The 15,439-nt window shown below is 72.2% G+C and carries 14 protein-coding genes; 4 read left to right on the top strand and 10 right to left on the bottom strand.

Annotated elements, in window-relative coordinates:
* Window positions 1-5 precede the first annotated feature (5 nt).
* From ACLBX8_RS11505 to ACLBX8_RS11485, 5 genes are all read right to left on the bottom strand, one after another.
* Entirely contained in the window at window positions 6-383 is a 378-nt protein-coding gene (locus ACLBX8_RS11505) for a succinate dehydrogenase, cytochrome b556 subunit (RefSeq protein WP_447699225.1), read from the bottom strand.
* The gene (locus ACLBX8_RS11500; protein ID WP_447699226.1) at window positions 380-709 is read right to left on the bottom strand and encodes a succinate dehydrogenase; all 330 of its coding nucleotides are present in this window, start codon (window positions 707-709) and stop codon (window positions 380-382) included. Before ACLBX8_RS11500 ends, ACLBX8_RS11505 begins: the two co-directional genes overlap by 4 nt.
* Window positions 706-1,458 (bottom strand): succinate dehydrogenase/fumarate reductase iron-sulfur subunit, encoded by a 753-nt coding sequence (locus tag ACLBX8_RS11495; protein ID WP_020094912.1) that lies wholly within the window; start codon window positions 1,456-1,458, stop codon window positions 706-708. Before ACLBX8_RS11495 ends, ACLBX8_RS11500 begins: the two co-directional genes overlap by 4 nt.
* Window positions 1,455-2,477, bottom strand: a complete 1,023-nt coding sequence (locus ACLBX8_RS11490) for an ABC transporter substrate-binding protein (RefSeq protein ID WP_447699227.1) — start codon at window positions 2,475-2,477, stop codon at window positions 1,455-1,457. Before ACLBX8_RS11490 ends, ACLBX8_RS11495 begins: the two co-directional genes overlap by 4 nt.
* Window positions 2,478-2,903: 426 nt before the next feature.
* Window positions 2,904-3,827, bottom strand: coding sequence for a CDP-diacylglycerol diphosphatase (locus tag ACLBX8_RS11485; protein WP_447699228.1), 924 nt, complete (start codon window positions 3,825-3,827; stop codon window positions 2,904-2,906).
* Window positions 3,828-4,298: 471 nt separating this feature from the next.
* On the opposite strand from ACLBX8_RS11485, the gene ACLBX8_RS11480 reads away from it, so the two are divergent.
* On the top strand, window positions 4,299-5,996 hold the full coding sequence (locus tag ACLBX8_RS11480; protein ID WP_447699229.1) for an IlvD/Edd family dehydratase: 1,698 nt from the start codon (window positions 4,299-4,301) through the stop codon (window positions 5,994-5,996).
* Between the two features lie 174 nt (window positions 5,997-6,170).
* Here the strand turns inward: ACLBX8_RS11480 and ACLBX8_RS11475 are convergent, their stop codons facing one another.
* The 3 genes from ACLBX8_RS11475 to ACLBX8_RS11465 form a co-directional block, all read right to left on the bottom strand.
* A complete protein-coding gene (locus ACLBX8_RS11475) occupies window positions 6,171-6,713 on the bottom strand; it encodes a TetR family transcriptional regulator (protein ID WP_447699230.1) in 543 nt (180 codons plus the stop codon).
* Between the two features lie 246 nt (window positions 6,714-6,959).
* Window positions 6,960-10,073 (bottom strand): efflux RND transporter permease subunit, encoded by a 3,114-nt coding sequence (locus tag ACLBX8_RS11470; protein ID WP_447699231.1) that lies wholly within the window; start codon window positions 10,071-10,073, stop codon window positions 6,960-6,962.
* Window positions 10,070-11,155, bottom strand: coding sequence for an efflux RND transporter periplasmic adaptor subunit (locus tag ACLBX8_RS11465; RefSeq protein ID WP_091978509.1), 1,086 nt, complete (start codon window positions 11,153-11,155; stop codon window positions 10,070-10,072). Before ACLBX8_RS11465 ends, ACLBX8_RS11470 begins: the two co-directional genes overlap by 4 nt.
* 188 nt (window positions 11,156-11,343) lie before the next feature.
* Between ACLBX8_RS11465 and ACLBX8_RS11460 the strand changes: the two genes are divergently transcribed.
* The gene (locus tag ACLBX8_RS11460; RefSeq protein ID WP_447699232.1) at window positions 11,344-11,754 is read left to right on the top strand and encodes a group III truncated hemoglobin; all 411 of its coding nucleotides are present in this window, start codon (window positions 11,344-11,346) and stop codon (window positions 11,752-11,754) included.
* Between the two features lie 85 nt (window positions 11,755-11,839).
* Here the strand turns inward: ACLBX8_RS11460 and ACLBX8_RS11455 are convergent, their stop codons facing one another.
* Complete coding sequence (locus tag ACLBX8_RS11455) at window positions 11,840-13,051, bottom strand: MFS transporter (RefSeq protein WP_447699233.1); 1,212 nt, start codon at window positions 13,049-13,051, stop codon at window positions 11,840-11,842.
* A 275-nt stretch (window positions 13,052-13,326) separates the two neighbouring features.
* On the opposite strand from ACLBX8_RS11455, the gene ACLBX8_RS11450 reads away from it, so the two are divergent.
* Window positions 13,327-13,989, top strand: a complete 663-nt coding sequence (locus ACLBX8_RS11450) for a ribonuclease H family protein (protein ID WP_447699234.1) — start codon at window positions 13,327-13,329, stop codon at window positions 13,987-13,989.
* Between the two features lie 63 nt (window positions 13,990-14,052).
* Here the strand turns inward: ACLBX8_RS11450 and ACLBX8_RS11445 are convergent, their stop codons facing one another.
* Window positions 14,053-14,346, bottom strand: a complete 294-nt coding sequence (locus tag ACLBX8_RS11445) for a hypothetical protein (RefSeq protein WP_056530937.1) — start codon at window positions 14,344-14,346, stop codon at window positions 14,053-14,055.
* 207 nt (window positions 14,347-14,553) lie between these two features.
* On the opposite strand from ACLBX8_RS11445, the gene ACLBX8_RS11440 reads away from it, so the two are divergent.
* A complete protein-coding gene (locus ACLBX8_RS11440) occupies window positions 14,554-15,090 on the top strand; it encodes a DUF2059 domain-containing protein (RefSeq protein ID WP_100251818.1) in 537 nt (178 codons plus the stop codon).
* Window positions 15,091-15,439: the final 349 nt, after the last annotated feature.

Genomic DNA, 15,439 nt, shown 5'->3' with positions numbered 1-15,439 from the left:
GGGGATCAGGCCCCGCTCAGGAGGAACAGCAGGCCGACCGCGAAGGCGGCCGCGAGACAGCCCGCCACGACGCGGGCATTGCGCTCGCGGAAGCGCAGCCACTCGATGGCGAGCACGCGCAACCCCAGCGCCATGTGGACGGCGAGCGCGCAGACGAGTCCCCATTCGGCCGTGCGGACGAAGCCGTTATGGGTGAGGCCGAGGAAGCTCTCCAGCCGGTCGGCACCCTGGAGCGCGGTGCCGAGCGCGATGAAGTGCATCGGCAGGAACAGCGCCAGGGCGATCCCCGAGAGCCGGTGGATCAGCGCGGCGGCGAAGCCGGGCCGGCGCAGGGACGCGCGGGTGATGCCGGCCCGCCCGGCCGTGCCCGGGGCGGTCCTCATGCCGCGTACACCGCGAGTGCCGCCCGCAGGCCCAGCCCGGCGAGCAGGGCCGAGAGGGCGATCATGGAGACGTCGAGGGAGCGGCCGCGCCAGCCGGTCCACTCGCGCAGGACGCTGCGCAGGCCGATCGGCGCGTGGATCGCGGCCGCCAGAACGAAGACCGCGTAGAACAGCAGGAAGGCGAGGTTACCCTGCGTCCGGCCCAGGATCTCGCCGGCCGTGAGCCCGCCGCGCACCGCGTAGAGGATCGTGCCGAGATGGACCGCGACCGTGACCGCCAGGATCGCCGCGGTGCCGCGCTGGGCGAGGTACAGGAGCGGGCTCATCCGCGCCTCCAGAACCGGCGCAGCGCCGCCTTGCCGGTCTCGCGCTTGAGGCCCGCGATCGAGAAGGTCGGGCTCAGGCCCTTCGGGCAATGCTCGGTGCAGCTCATGTGGCTGTGGCAGGAATGGCAGCCGGCATCGCCCGCCACCGCGGCGAGCCGATCCCGGTCGCGGTCGCGCACGTCGTTGACCAGCGTCCAGGCCCGGTTGAGGGCCGCCGGCCCGAGATAGTCGGGGTTCCACGTCACCAGATCGCAGGCGGCGTAGCAGACGCCGCAATTGATGCACTCGATGCCGGCATCGACCTCCCGGCGCGCGGCGGATTCCGGTTCCACGACCGCGAAATCCTCGGGCGGGTTCTCGCCCGGCTCGAAGAAGCCGTGGGCCCGGCGCCACTTCTCGAAGAAGGGCTCCATGTCGACCGCGAGGTCCTTCACCACCGGCAGGTTGCGCAGGGGCTCCAGCAGAAGCTCTCCGTCGGGTGCCACGGCGGCGACTCGGGTCCGGCAGGTCCAGCGCGGGCGCCCGTTCACCGTCATGCCGCAGGAGCCGCACATGCCGACCCGGCAGGCGAACCGGTAGGCGAGGGTGGGGTCCTGGTCGCGCTGGATCTCGGTGACGACGTCGAGCACCGTCTGGTTGGCCCGGCGCGGCACCGCGTAGTCCGCGACGGTCTCTCCGCGCCGGACATGCACCCGCAGCGTCTCGCCTGCGCCCGGGTCGACGGCCGCGTGGCCGACGGGAGCCGTCACCGGTTGGCCTCCTTCGGGGCGCCGGCAGCGTTCGGATCGGGGAAGAACAGCTCGCTCTCGCTGTCGGCCTTGGCCGAGACCAGCCCGGCCCGGTTCATGTACGCGAGGTAGGCGAGCATCCGCTCCGGCTTGGTGGTCCAGGCGTTCTGCGGCGCGCGGATGATGGCCACGGCCTCCTCGGGCGAGATCTTCGCCCCCTCGGCCTTGATCCACAGGGCGGCGGCCCGGGCCGGGTCGTCGCGGATCAGCGCGAGGCTCTCCTCCAGCGCCGCCCGGAAGGCCGCCGTGACCTTGGGGTTCTCGGTGACGAAGCGGTTGGTCGCCCAGACGAGGTTAAAGGTGTGGGGGCCGCCCATCACGTCGTAGCTGTCGAGCACCTTGCGGGCGCGCGGGTCCTTCAGTTCCATCTCCTGGAAGGGCGGAGAGCCGAAATGGGCGGTGATCTCGGAGCGGCCGCCCATCATGGCGGTCTGCGCGTCCGGGTGCCCCATCGAGACGGTGAGCGGGTCGAGCTTGGCCTGCTGGCCCGGCCCGAAGGCCTTCTCGGCGGCCATCTGCAGGGTGATGGCCTGGATCGAGGTTTTCGCGGTCGGCAGGGCGATCTTGTCCTGGGGTCCGAAATCCGTGATCGACTTCACCGCCGGGTTGATGGTGACCAGCCAGAGCGGCATCGCGTTCAGCGCCGCCACGCCCTTGACCTTGAGATTGCCCTGCGTCCGGCCCCAGATCGTCAGGAACGGGCCGACGCCGCCGGAGGCGAGATCGAGGTTGCCGGAGAGCAGGGCCTCGTTCATCCCCGAGCCGCCGGTGAAGCGCAGCCACTCGGCCTTGACGTCGAGCCCGCGCTGCTTGGCCTGCTTCTCGAGCAGGCCCTCCTCCTCCATCACGGTGAGCGGCAGGTAGGAGATCCCGAACTGCTTGGCGAGCCGCACGGTCGAGACCTCGGCCCGGGCGGCGCCGAGCGCCCCCCATAGGACCGCGACCGTCCCGACGAGCCGGATGATGCTCCGTGCCGTCATGGCGCTCCTCACCTGTCCGCGCGCCGATCTTGCGAAGTCCGCGACCTCGTCGGCGTCGGATCGAGGATACGCCCCCGGGAAGGTCTGTCAATATTCATGTGTCATATATATGACCTGAGTACCGAGCCCCCGGTGGCTGCACCGAGACGCCCCGTGCGCGAGGGGACCGGCGGCGGATGGGCGGAGTGCGACCGACTCTCGCGGACGCTCTCGTCGGGATGATCGTCGACTTGGCACGCGTCAGAGTCGGCCCTTGTCTCGGGCTACCCGCCCCGCTGCGGGCGTCGGCGCAGATTTGAGGTCATTTATAAGACTTGCGCGCCGCCGCCGGCCGCCGCGACGTCGCTCACGCGAGGGCCGGCCGGAATGCGGCCCGCGGCCGGCACCGCGCAACCCGACCCACGGCGGAAGCCGGATCCGCCCGCGTCAGTCTTCCAGTGGCCGAAACCCGCTCGACGCGGGCTCCGCCGCCACGGCGCAGGTGTGGTCCTGCACGACCTCGCCGTTGGAGGCCTTGCCGAAGCGGCTGGTCACCAGACCGTCTAGGAGCACGAAGCCCGGCTTCGCGCCCGAAAACTCGGCGCCCACGACGGCCAGGGCGTGCTCGCCCATGGCCGAGCGCGCCCCGTCGTCGCGCGCCAGCAGGTCGAACGGGTCCGCGGTGCCGAGATCCTCGCCGAGCACGCGCATCGCCCTGTACGGGCGACCCACCAGCGGCTCCGCGAGAGGCGCCCAGCGATCCCCGATCGTGGGTGCGAGGCGGCGGAGGGTGTCGCGGACATCCCGGCGGACGCAGTCGATGTGGATGTGCAGCTGCCCCTGGGTCCGCCGCAGCCGCGAATTCACCGCGAGACTGACGTCCCGCCGGTCGAGCGGATGGCCGAGACGCTCCTCCACGAAGGTTCGGGCGCGCCACGCCTTGGCGAAGTAGTTCGTCGTGCCGGGCTGGAGGAGCACGGGGCTCTCGATGCCGGTGATGCGCGCCGTCGGGATCAGGAGGAACTGCGCCCGCCCGCGAAGGTCTTTGAGGATGGCGTATCCCTTCTCGACCCCGCCCTCCAGGTCGACCAGGCTGCACGGTGCGGGGCCCTGTCCGCGCAACGCGTGGGGGACGCACGCGCCGTGCACGATCGCCCACAGGGCTCCGCCCTTCCCGAGGAGGTTGGGCACGAGGGCGACGGCCAGCCAGACGGCCGTCGCCGCGAGGACGAGCAGGATGCCCAGCGATCGCCGCGACAGCCCGGTCCTCGCGCGCCCCGTCGAGCCGCGCGGTGACACGGTGCCCGGCCGGCCGCGGACGGCGTCACGCACCTGACGGGTGAGCCCGACCGCGGCTCTGCGCAAATCCATGACGTGACCCGGTAGCCCGTTGCCGCGAAGCGCCGGGGCCGCCGACGCCGGAACCGTCTTACAGATCGCCTGCCGCCTGAGCGATCTCTGTCCCGCTACGGATGCAACGCCGGACGGATCGTGCGGAACGCGGGCGCCGCCGCGGGGGCCGGCACCGGGCGCGGTGACGCGGCCGCGCTTTTCGCGCTCCGGAACCCGCGCAGCCCCTTCTCGGACACCTATCCGATGGGCCATGCCTTGAGAGGCCTCGTCATCGGCGCCGGACTGGGACATGCCTGTCCGCACCCCGATGCCGTCGGCGGCCGCAACCGATCCGGCGGCGCTCCGCCGGGAACGCGGCGCCAACGACAGGGGTGGGACGACGCGCGCGAGGACTTGCTCGACGCGCGCTCCGAGAGCCGGGAGCCCGGCGACCGCTGAGACAGACCGGACGGCCGGGGCAACCCGGGCCGCCCACGCGAGGAGACGACCATGACCGACGAACCGCACGGCTTCGACCGCGGCCTGACCAATTACGGCGACCGCGACTTCGCCCGCTACCTGCGCCGCTCTTTCGCGCGCTCGATGGGCATCTCGGTCGGCCTGCTGAACAAGCCGGTGGTCGGCATCGCCATGACGCCGTCGGGCTTCAACAACTGCCACCGGGGCATGCCGGAGCTGGTGGAGGCGGTCTCCCGCGGCGTGCTGGCGGCCGGCGCCCTGCCGCGGCCGTTCCCGACCGTGTCGCTCGGCGAGGTTTTCCTCAACCCGACCAGCATGATGTACCGCAACCTCATGGCCATGGACACCGAGGAGATGATCGGCGCCCAGCCGATGGACGCGGTGGTGCTGATCGGCGGCTGCGACAAGACCGTGCCGGCCCAGCTCATGGGCGCGGCCTCCGCCGACCTGCCGGCGATCCAGATCGTCACCGGCCCGATGTCGACCGGCCGTCACCGGGGCCAGCGGCTCGGCGCCTGCACGGATTGCCGGGGCTTCTGGGCCAAGTACCGGGCCGGCACCGTCGACGCCGAGGAGATCGCCGAGGTCGAGGGTCGGCTCTCCGTCACGGCCGGCACCTGCGCGGTGATGGGCACGGCCTCGACCATGGCGTGCATCGCCGAGGCGCTCGGCATGTCGCTGCCGGGCACCGCCGCGATCCCGGCGGTGCATTCCGACCGGCTGGTGGCCGCCGAGGAGACCGGCCGCGCGGCGGTGCGGCTGATCGAGACGCGGATCCGCCCCTCCCAGGTGATCACGCAGAAGTCGGTCGAGAACGCGATCCGCGTGCTGATGGCGGTGTCGGGCTCGACCAACGCCATCGTGCACCTCACCGCCATCGCCGGGCGGCTCGGCATCCGGATCTCGCCCGAGCGCTTCAACCAGATCTCCGACGAGACGCCGGTGCTGGTCGACCTGAAGCCCGTGGGGCAGGGCTACATGGAGGATTTCCACGCCGCCGGCGGCATGGGCGCGCTCCTGCGCGAACTGCGCCCGCTCCTGCATCTCGACACCGTGGACGTAGAGGGCCGGACGCTCGCCGAGCGCCTGGACGAGCCGGAGTCCTGGGTCGACCGCGCGGTCATCCGCACCGCGGCGGATCCCGTGTCGCCGGTCGGCGGCCTCGTGGCCCTGTCCGGCAGCCTCGCGCCCGACGGGGCGATCTTCAAGCGCGCGGCGGCGACGCCCGACCTGTTCGAGTCGGAGGGCCGGGCGGTGGTGTTCACCGGCCTGGAGGACCTGTCGGCGCGCATCGACGACCCCGCGCTCGACGTGGCGCCCGGCGACATCCTCGTCCTGCAGAATGCCGGCCCGCACGCGGCCGGCATGCCGGAGGCGGGCTACCTGCCGATCCCCAAGAAGCTGGCGCAGGCGGGCGTGAAGGACATGGTGCGCATCTCCGACGCGCGGATGTCGGGCACGGCCTTCGGGTCGATCGTCCTCCACGTGGCCCCGGAGGCCGCGGTGGGCGGGCCGCTGGCCGCGGTGCGCGACGGCGACCGCATCCGCCTGTCGATCCGGGACAAGCGCGTCGATCTCCTGGTCGCGGAGGACGAGATCGCCCGCCGGCTCGCCGACCACCAACCGCCGCCGGTTCCGGCCCGGGGCTACAAGGCGCTCTACCGGCGCAGCGTCACGCAGGCTCCGGAGGGCTGCGACTTCGACTTCCTCGCCAAGGCGGAGGGCTGACGGCCCGCAACCCTCCGTCCGGACGCGCCGGACGGCCGTGACGGACACCGTCGATCCGAAACCCGCGGCCCGCCCGGCGGGCCGCGCGCGCCGTCGCGGCATCTGGGGCCGTCGCATCGCCCGTCCCCGTCCCGGCGGTGAGGCGGCCCGAGCCGGGTGCCGCCTCGGACCGGCTCAGCCCGGGATCGTGGAGCGCGCCGCCTCGAGCAGTTCACCGGCCAGGGCCTCGTCGTCGACGCCCCGGGCCAGCACCACCGCCCCCACCATGGTCGACAGCGCGATCAGGGCGCGCTGCCGGCGGCGTTCCTTCGACGCTCTGGGCAGCCTGTCCGCGATGAGACCGGCGAGCCCCTTGACCCCCTGGGTGAACCGCGCCCGCAGGGCGCTTCCGGGCGGCTCACGCCCGACGTCGTTCACCAGCGCCGCGACGGGGCAGCCTCTCCCCGGCGTGCGGACATGCCCCAGGGAGAGGTAATTCTCGATGAAGGCGTCGAGGTTGGCCCGGTACTCGGCGCTGATCGCCGCGTCGAACGCCTCCGCGGCGAGGGCATCCTTGTTGGCGAACTGACCGTAGAAGCCGCCATGGGTCAGGCCCGCGGCCGCCATGATGTCGACGACGCCGATACCGTGTAGGCCGCGCTCCCGGAACAGGGCCGAGGCGACCTCGACCACGCGCTGGCGGTTCAGCTTGGCTTGCTCCTGCGAGACCCTCGGCATCGTACCGTCCTCCGCTCCGCCTCCTCACATAGATGCGAGATGTCATTTATTGAAGGGACGGCGAGCCGCGGATGCCCGAGGCCGGGCGGAGAGCGGCGTCGCGGTCGCGCCGCGGCGGCCGTTCAGGGCTGCCGACCGGCCCGCGCGAGGGGGCGAAGCGCGGGCCGGTCGACGCACCGCGCGCCCGGGACCCGAGCGCGCGATCGCGGGATGCCCCGAGCGGGGCATCGGTGGGGGGCGGCCGGGTCAGGGCTCGGCCGGCACGGGCACCGGTGCGGGGCCGGGTGCGGTCCGCGGCGCGTGCGCGTCCCGCGCCACCCGGAACCAGAGGGCGTAGAGTGCCGGCAGGAACAGCAGGGTCAGCAGGGTCCCGACGCCGACGCCGCCGATGAGCACGTAGGCCAGCGCCCCCCAGAACACCGAGTGGGTCAGCGGGACGAAGGCGAGCATCGCGGCAGCGGCCGTCAGGATCACCGGTCGGGCCCGCCGCACCGTCGACTCGACGATGGCCTCGTAGTCCGACAGGCCCGCCGCGCGGTCGTGGTGGATCTGGTCCACCAGGATCAGCGTGTTGCGCATCAGGATGCCGGACAGCGCGATCAAGCCGAGGATCGCGTTGAAGCCGAAGGGCTGGTGGAAGACGAGCAGCGTCGGGACCGCCCCGACGAGGCCGAGCGGCGCGGTCGCGAACACCATGAACATCGTGGTGAACGAGCGGACCTGCAGCATGATGACCGTCAGGGTCACGATCAGCATCAGCGGGAAGACCGTGACGAGCGCCTTCATCGCCTTCTCGCTCTCCTCCACCGAGCCGGCCGTGTCGATGCGGTAGCCGGGCGGCAGCCTCGCCTTGATGGCCGCGAGTTCGGGGACGATCTGCGCATGGATGTCCGGCGGCTGCTTGCCGTCGATCACGTCGCCCTGCACGCGGATGTAGGTCTCGCGGTTGTAGCGCTTGAGCACCGCGTCCTCGTTGCGGCTCTCCAGGTGCGCGACCTGGGAGAGCGGCACCTGCCGCCCGTCCCGCGTGGCCAGCGTCAGGTCGCCGATGTCGCCGAGCGAGCGGCGCTCGGGGCCGGGGCTGCGCAGGAGCACGTCCACGGAGCGGAGGTTCTCGCGGACCTGGGTCGCCGGCGTGCCGTTGAGGTAGCTCTGCAGCTGCTGGCCGGCCTCCTTCGGCGTCAGGCCGATCAGGCGCAGGCGCTCCTGGTCGAGGGCGAGGTGCAGGGTCGGCGTCCTGTCGCCCCAGTCGAGGTGGACGAGGCGCATGTTGGGGTTGGCCATCATCACGTCGCGCACCTCCGCGGCGATGCCCCGGATGACGGTGAGGTCGGGCCCGACCACCCGGAAGGCGACGGGGAAGCGCACCGGCGGCCCGAACACGATCTGCAGCACCCGCACCCGCGCCTCGGGGAAGCGGCCGTCGTCCACGAGCTTGCGCACCTTGCCGCGCAGCACGTCGCGGGCGTGGGAATCCGCGGTCTGGACGACGATCTGCGCGAAGGCGGGGTCCGGCAGCTCCGGGTCGAACGAGAGCACGAAGCGCGGCATGCCCTGGCCGATATAGCTCGTGATCTCGCCCGCCTCGGGCAGCGCGCGCACGGCCGCCTCGACCTTCCGGATGCTGGCCTCGGTGGTCGCGAAGGCGGACCCGGTCGGCAGCGTCACCTCGACGATGAGCTCGGAGCGCTCCGAGTTCGGGAAGAACTGCTTCTCGACCTTGCCCATGCCGACCGCGGCCACCGCGAACAGCGCAACGGTGATGCCGGCGGCCATCCACTTGTGGTCGACCGAGAGCCGCACGACCCGGCGCAGGCGCTGGTAGTTCCGCGTGGCGTAGATCGCGGCGTGGCCGCCCTCGACCGTCTTGATGTTCGGCAGGAGCTTGACGCCGAGGTAGGGCGTGAAGGTCACGGCCACGACCCACGAGACGATCAGCGAGTATGCCACCACCCAGAAGATGTTGCCGGCATACTCGCCCGCCGTGGAGGCGGCGAAGCCCACCGGCAGGAAGCCCGCGATGGTGACGAGCGTGCCGGTCAGCATCGGCGCGGCGGTGGCGCTCCAGGCATGGGTCGCCGCCGAGACCCGGTCGGCGCCCTCCTCCATGCGCACCACCATCATCTCGATGGCGATGATGGCGTCGTCGACGAGGAGGCCCAGTGAGATGATGAGCGCGCCGAGCGTGATGCGGTCGAAGTCGCGGCCGGTGATCATCATCACCACGAACACGGCCGAGAGGGTGAGCGGCACCGCCAGCGCCACCACGATGCCGACCCGGAAGCCGAGCGCCACGAGGCTGACGAAGATCACCACCGAGAGCGCTGTGAAGAACTTCACCATGAACTCGTGGATGGCGTCGTCGATCACCCTCGCCTGGTCGGTGATCTTCGTGAAGGTGATGCCGGTCGGGAGATCGCGATGGATCGCGACCTCCTCGGCGTTCAGCGCCTCGCCCAGGCTGAGTCCGTTGAAGCCCGGCTTCATCACGAGGCCGAGCACCAGGGCCGGCGCGCCGTCGTTGCGGATCGCGAAGGTCTTCGGGTCCTCGTAGCCGCGTTTCACCTCGGCGATGTCGCCGAGCTTGAGGCTGCGGTCGCCGGCCGCCACCGGCAGGTCGCGGATCGCGTCGAGGCCGTCGATGGCGCCGTCGAGGCGCAGGTAGACCCGCGGGCCGTCGGCCTCGACGAAGCCGGCCGGCGTCACGTCGTTCTGGTTGGCGAGCGCCGCCAGGAGCTGCTGGCCGGTGATGCCCAGGGTCGCGAGGCGCTGGTAGGAGACCTCGACGAAGATCTTCTGCGCCTGCTCGCCGAGGATGTTGATCTTCTCGACGCCGGGCACGCGCAGCAGCCGCTGGCGCAGCTCCTCGGCGCGGAGCACGAGATTCCGGTGCGGCAGCCCCTGGGCCTGGAGCGCGTAGAGGGCGAAGTAGACGTCCGAGAACTCGTCGTTGAACAGCGGCCCGAGCACGCCGCGCGGCAGGCCGGAGGCCTGGTCGGAGAGCTTCTTGCGCGCTTGGTAGAATTCCGACTGGAGCCGGGCCGGTGGCATGCTGTCCTTGAAGAAGACCTTCATCAGCATCAGGCCGGGGCGGACGGTCGTCTCGACGCGGTCGTAGTAAACGAGCTCCTGCAGCCGCTTCTCCAGCGGGTCGGCGACCTGCCGCTGCATCTCGTCGGTGGTCGCGCCGGGCCAGGCGGCCGAGACCGCCATGGTCTTGACCGTGAAGGTCGGGTCCTCGGCGCGCCCGAGCTTCTCGAAGGCGAAGATCCCGGCCGCGGTGACGGCGAGCAGGAGGAACAGCGTGACGGCGCGCTCGCGCACCGCCAGGGCCGAGAGGTTGAAGCCGGAGGCGTTCATCGACCGGCCTCCACGACGCTGGCGTCGGCCTGACGGACCTTCTCGCCCGCTCTCAGCAGATGGGCGCCGAGCGCGACGATCCGGTCACCGGGCGTCAGGCCCGAGGCGACTTCCGCGGTCTCCTCCGACAGGCGCGCGACGGTGACGGGCTGCGCCGCGACGGTCTGGGTCTCGGCGTCGTAGCGCCAGACGGCCGAGCCGCCGCCCTGGTCGAACAGGGCCCCCAGCGGCACGGACACCGAAGCCCGCGCCTGTCCCTGGGCAGGGATCAGCTGGAGCGTCACGGTCGCCCCGAGGGGCGCGGTCTCGCCCCCGCCCGACAGGATGTAGCGGGCGCGGTAGGTGCGGGTCGCCGGATCGGCCGTGGCCGACAATTCCCGGAGCTTGGCCGGGTAGGTCGTCTCGCCCTCGGCGTAGAGGGTGGCCGACGCCGTGCCCTTCGCGCGTTGCCGGCTCCCCTCCGGCAGGAACACCTCCGCCTCGCGCGCGCCGTCGCGGGCGAGCTTCACCACCGTCTGCCCGGCGGCGACGACTTGGCCCGGCTCGGTCGGCACCTCCATCACGACCCCGTCGGCATCGGCCTGGAGCTCGGAATAGCCGGCCTGGTTGGCGATCTGGCTCGCCTGCGCCTCGGCGTTGGCGAACTGGGCGATGGCCGCGTCGGCGGCCGCCTTGTTCTGGTCGTAGGTCTGCTTGGAGGTCCACCCGTCGCCGACGAGCTTGCGGCTGCGCTCCTCGTCGGCCCTGGCCTTGATCATCTGCGCGCGGGCCGCCTCGACCGAGGCGCGGGCCGCGTTGAGCGCCAGGGTGAAGTCGGTCCGGTCGAGCCGCATCAGGGGCTGGCCGAGGCGCACGTGGTCGCCCGGGTCGACGAGGCGCTCGAAGATCTTGCCGCCGACCCGGAAGCCGAGGTTGCTCTCGGTGCGCGCCCGGATCACGCCGGTGTAGCGCGCCACCGCCGCCGAGGCGGGCGCGACCGCGACGGTCTGCACCAGCGGCGGCTCCGGCGTGACGGCGGTCTCGGCCGGCGAGCATGCCGCGAGTGCCAAGCCGGCGAACCCGATCACCCATCGCGCGTCCATCACCGAGCCCCGTCGCAGCCGATCGACTGAAAAATTATGATCATCATTTATTATGGCGCGATACCGCCGTCAATGGCACCTGCGGCCAGCACCGGCCGAGGCCTGACGCGCGCCGTCCCCTCCGGCTCCGATCCGGCGGCCGTCCGATCCCCCTTGAAGAGAGCGGGGTCTGCCGGCATCTCACGATCATGCCCGATGTCGCGCTCGACGAAGCCAGCCTCGCCCGCTTTCTCGATGCCTTCTACGGGCGCGTGCGCGGCGATGCGCTGATCGGACCCGTCTTCGCGGCCGCGATCCCCGACCCGGACTGGCCGCGGCACATGGAGACCGTCCGGGCGTTCTGGTCCTCGGTCCTCTTCAAGTCAGGCCGGTACAAGGGCAACCCGTTCGGCAAGCATCTCGCGCTGGGCCGCCTCGAGCCCGAGCACTTCGCGCGGTGGCTCGAGCTGTTCGGGGAGACGGCCTCCGCCCATTTCCCGCCCGAACCTGCCGCCCTCCTGATCGAGCGCGCGCACCGCATCGGCGACAGCCTGAAGGCGGGCCTGTTCTTCCGGCCAGACATCTCGCCCGTCCGCGCGGCGGGATCGGCCGCGCCGTGACCCGCGGGGAAGGCGCACGCGTGAGACGCGCGCGGAGCCGCGACCGGCGGGACGGCTCGAGATCCCGGGGGCGGGTCCGGAGCCCTCAGAGCGCGGCCGGACTCGTGCGCGCCCGACGGCAGTGGATCAGCCACAGCACGATCGCCACGTTGACGGCGTTCCAGGCCAGCCCGTTGACGAACGCCGCACGGTAGGAGCCGGTGGCGTCGAAGATCGCCCCCGTGAGCCAGCCGCCGAGCGCCATGCCGGCCAGCGTCGCCATCAGCACCGCACCGATCCGCGCCCCGGCCTCCTCGGCCGGGAGGTACTCGCGCACGATGATCGCGTAGGCCGGCACGATGCCGCCCTGGAACAGCCCGAACAGGGCCGAGATCACGTAGAGCGAGGTCAGGTCGTCGAACGCGAGGTAGAGCGCGAGCGCCGCCGCCTGCAGCAGCGCACCGGCCAGCAGCGTCGCGAGACCGCCGATCCGGTCGGCGACGAAGCCCGACGCGACCCGGCTGACGATGCCGAAGCCGAGCATCAGCGACAGCATCTGCGCGCCGCGGGCGACGCCGTACCCGAGATCGCTGCAGTACGCCACGATGTGGACCTGCGGCATCGCCATCGCCACGCAGCACGCGGTGCCGGCCACGACGAGGAGGCCCTGCAGCGCCGCGGGCGACAGCGTCGTCACGGCCTGCGGACCGGCCGCGCGCGTCGCCGAGGCCCGTGGCGGCCGGCCCCGCATCAGCAGCGCGAGGGGCAGCATGGCGACGAGGCAGAACAGGCCGATGCCGGCCTGCGTCGCGCGCCAGCCGAACGCGTGGACCGCGCGCTCCACCACCGGCGGCCAGAGCGTGCCCGCGAGGTAATTGCCGGACGCGCACAGCGCGACGGCGAGCCCTCGCCGGCGCCAGAACCAGCGCGACACGTCGGCCATCAGCGGTCCGAAGGCGACCGAGCTGCCGAGCGCCCCGACGAGCACGCCGTGCACGAGGGCGAACTGCCAGAGGTTCGTCGCGAGGGCGCTGAGCCCGTAGCCGAGGGCCAGGCAGACGGTGCCGAGGACCAGCGGGGGCACGATGCCGATGCGGTCCGCGAGCCGGCCCATCACGAGGCCGCCGACCGCGAAGCCGAGCATCGTGAGGGTATAGGGCAGGGCGGCCGCCGCCCGATCGACCCCGAACTCGGCCTGAACCGCGGGCAGCACGACGACGACCGACCACATGCCGACGCCCCCGACCGTGCCGAGCGCCGTCGCCGCGGCGAGCCGACGCCAGGCGCGGCCCGAATCGGCAATCCCATCCTCAGCCATTCCGGCGCACATCGATCTCCGTCCGTGCGGCGCGTTTCACACGAATGCGCCTCCGTCGCCAGCACCGAGCCCGCCCGTCGGCGCGGGCCTTCGGGACACCGCTCGCTCGCCGACGCGCGCCTCACCCGGCCCTGCCGCGGCGCGCGATCGGTGCTAGAGGTGCCGCCGCGCTCGCCGGCGATGCCGGCTCGGGCCGGGGCGACCATCGGTCGGCCGATGTCGGGCCTCGATGGCGCCCGTCCACCGACCACCCGTACGAGAGGGCTGACGCCACGATGCGAACGATCGTTTATGCCGATGGCGGTTGCGACCCGAACCCCGGGCCGGGGGGGTGGGGCGTCGTCATCGCGGCCCCGGACGGCACGATCGAGCTGTGCGGCGGGGAGCCCGGCACCACGACCAACAACCGGATGGAACTGACGGCCGCGATCAAGGGCCTCGAGCATTTCCCCGCCGGGGCCGCGATCGAGATGCGGTGCGACAGCCAGTACGTCGTCAAGTCGGTGACCGAGTGGATGCGCGGCTGGAAGGCGCGGGGTTGGCGCTCGACGACGGGTGACGTGAAGAACGTCGATCTCATGAAGCGCCTCGACGAACTGAACGCGGCGCGCGACGTGAAGTGGACCTGGGTCCGGGGGCATGCCGGCGACCGCCTCAACGAGCGCGCCGACGCGCTCGTCCACAGGGGGCGTCGCGAAGCGAAGCTCGGCAAGCTCGAGTCGCGGAGCAGCGCCGCGCCCGTACCGGCCCCGACCGCCGCACCCGCGCCGTCGAGCCGGGGCGCCGACCTGCGGATCGACCTCGCGCTCGGCCTCCAGGTCGCTCGGGCCGCGAAGGCGGCGGGTGTCACGCCCGACGCACTCGTCGACGATGCGATCCGGTTCTACCTGGAGATCGGGCCGAGCGAGGTCGCACGCCTGCGATCAGGCCGGCCCTAGCGGGCGAGGCCGCGCGCGGCGACGCCGGGTCGCCGTTCCGCGATCTCCGGGACGGGGCTCGGCCTACTCGCAGACCTCGATCCGCCGAACGTGCTCGTACCCGTACGGGTCGATGTACGCGCGGCGCTCGAAGTGGCAGGCGCCGTACGGGTCGGGCGCGGCGTAGACGGGGCGACCCGGGTAGTACCCGCTGTTGGCGGACGCGATGGCGCTGCCGGCCACGACGCCGCCGAGGATGCCCAGCGCCACGGCGCCGCCGACGCCGATGCCGCGCGCCTGAGCGGCCGGCGGGGTGGCGCAGAGTGCCAGGGCGACCAGCGCGGCCGCACCGCCGGTCCGCAGAAACGTTTGACGCATGGTGTCCTCCCATTCCTCGATGCGGACACCATGAGCCCGCGACCGCCGGATCTCGGTGCTGATCGGCACCCCGAGTTCAGGGCCCGCCGCGCGCGACGCGGTGCCGGGCGATCCGGCGCTGTCATCGATCCTGTTCGGAGCTGTGGTAGCTACCCGGACCGGCCGCGCGGCCTCGTGGACCGCGCGGCGCTCGTGAACGGGACCGCCATGCGCTTCTCTGCCCTCGTCGTCGGTTTGTGCCTGACCTCCTTCCCGATCGGTGCGGCACTGGCACAACCGGCCCCGAAGCCCGCGCCCACGACCGCGCCGGATCCGGCCCTGCTGAAGGTTGCCCGGGAGACCGTCGCGCAGATGCAGGGTGATCGCGCCGCGACGCTCGGCTCGATGGCGGCCCCCATGATCGGCATGATGCAGCAGATCGGGATCAAGGAGCCCGACAAGGCGCAGGTGCTGGTGCAGGAGGTCGTCATGCCGACGCTCACGGCACACTACGACGAACTGCTCGACATCCAGGCGCGCGGTTTCGCCACCGTGCTGAACAAGGACGAGCTGCAGGCCATCGCCGCCTTCTACGCGACCCCCGCCGGGAAGCGCCTCGCGGCGGCCCAGCCGCAGCTCGCTCAGATCCAGCTCGCGGGCATGCAGCAATGGATCCAGTCGGTGATGCCAGAGATGCAGGGCAAGCTGACGACGGCCATCCAGGCCCACGGCTGGGCGCCGGGCGGACCGGCGAAGCCGCGCTGAGCCTCCCCGGGCCGCGACGCCGTCCGAGCGGAGCGGCGCCCTGCTTCGAAGGCGTCGATAGGCCGGACACGATGCGGGGCGCCGGGACGGCGTACCCGGACGCTCGGTCAGCGCGGCGGGCCTGAACGGTCAGCCGATGGCCCAGAACAGCGGCAGCGCGCCCGCGAGGAACAGGGCCGAGGAGACGAGCACGGCGAGGCGCTCGCGATGGTGCAGGACGAAGGCGTGCGGGCTGGCGAACATGGCTGGGTCGGATCGGTGGTGAGGGCATCACGCTCGCTCCTGAACCTTGACGGATCGAGGGCGCTTCGCGCTGTCCACAGGTGATGGCCGATCTCTGTCGCTGCCG

It is taken from the genome of Methylobacterium sp. D48H (assembly GCF_053345715.1).
The sequence above is the reverse complement of the archived record's forward strand: the minus strand, read 5'-3'. Positions and strand labels throughout refer to the sequence as shown.